At 67.7% G+C, this 1,522-nt stretch carries 1 protein-coding gene; it reads left to right on the plus strand.

All coding sequences use genetic code 11. From position 1 onward, the window contains the following. The first annotated feature begins 189 nt into the window (after nucleotides 1-189). A complete protein-coding gene (locus tag QOL62_RS19780) occupies nucleotides 190-1,356 on the plus strand; it encodes a hypothetical protein (protein ID WP_007686500.1) in 1,167 nt (388 codons plus the stop codon). Nucleotides 1,357-1,522 lie beyond the last annotated feature (166 nt).

Here is a 1,522-nt window from a genome sequence, read left to right on the forward strand (position 1 = left end):
CTACGGGGATTTCTGGCCCTTCCCGGGCGGTTTCGGTGCTCACGACGCGCCTCGCTCCTCAGCCGCGCTTGTAGCCCACCTTATAAAGAACGGTCAAATCTGCTTATGTGATAAGTGCAATTATCACATGTTCGTTCACCAACCACCTGAGTAGTTGTGCAGTGTTTTGGCATTCACTACACATCCGGCATGGAGCGCTTCCATCCCCTCGCCGCCGACACCGACGTCCCACCCGAGGAGCTCGCCCTCGCGCAAGGCGAATGCGCGCTGGCGCTCGGCCGGCTCGACGGGCTCCTCGCCAGCCTCACCGATATCGAAAAACGGCTGTTCTGCGTAGGGCTGCTGCGGGAGGTGTTGCTTTCATCCCTGGCGCAAGCGGGATTTGCGGACGCCGAACACCGGTTCAACGCCTGGTTCGCCGGGCTCGACCGCGGCCCCCAAGAGACACCCCTCACCGGCTGCTCCGCCTATGCCGTGGTCCGCGCCCTGCTCGGCGAACTCAGCCGTCATCCGTGGGAACCGCTCGCCGATGCCGCGCAGACCATCGCTCTGGCCGCTCGCTTCGGGGCCGACCGCCCGATGCAAGCCGAAGACGCGCTGGCGGAGGAAGCGATCGGCAGGGCGATCACGCTAATGAAACAGGCCGGCGCGGATGACGAGACCCCCCTGCCCTTCGCGGGTCTGGCCCGCCTGCACGCGCTGCTGCGCGCCGATCCGCGGTTCGCGCCGCTGGAGCGCGCGGTGCAAATCCGTTCGTTTGGGAACCGCGCGGTGGCGATCGAGCAGGCCGCCACGCGCACCCCGCTCTGGGCGGTCGATGCCGCGCTGGGGCGGCTGCTGACCGCGTCCGGCGCGTGGGCCCGCGCCCTCCCCTGCCCCGGCGCGGTGACGGCGCAAACGCTGCAGCCGCAGCTCTGGCCGGGCGAACGCGCCATGCTGGCGGCCCGCAGCCTCCAGCGCAGCGTGACCCGGCTTGCCGAGCTGGTCGCGCAAGCGCGGCGGCGCGCGGTGCTGATGCGCGAGCAGTTGGGGCACCTGCGCTCGAGCGCGCGGGCACCGCAGGTGTGGATCCTGCTCGCTGGTTTTGCGCCACTCGGGCTCGATCAGATCACCTGGGCGTTCGGGATCAGTCGGCGCGGCACCTATGCGATCGGCGACGCCCTTGTGGCGGCGCGCATGGCACGGCGGGAGACGGTCAAGGGGAAGGCCCTGCTGGTCGTCGAAGAACCGGGAAGGGATGGGCAGCCGGCGTCTTTGGACCAGGCTACCGCCCTCCCCCATGCGGCTCTTGCCGAGTTCGACGCGGCGATGGGTGAGATCGACCGGCTGCTCGCCGGCAGTTCTGGCCATCCCTGACGCGGCATCGCGCGCATTCGGCGTGTATGAAAACTGATCTCTTCTTGACGTTATGTACAGATATCATACATAGACAGAGAAAGAAGGAGATGGCCAATGGCCACAACTGCCCATTCCGGCGTCCCCGCCAAAGCGCCCAGCCGCAAGGATCTGAGCGGTCCGGCGC

Source organism: Novosphingobium panipatense (assembly GCF_900182875.1).
Taxonomy (GTDB): Bacteria; Pseudomonadota; Alphaproteobacteria; order Sphingomonadales; family Sphingomonadaceae; genus Novosphingobium; species Novosphingobium panipatense.

What these genes read in the sequence shown, in the direction of transcription:
- QOL62_RS19780 (WP_007686500.1), top strand. Translation starts at nt 190, where the DNA reads ATGGAGCGCTTCCATCCCCTCGCCGCCGACACCGACGTCCCACCCGAG.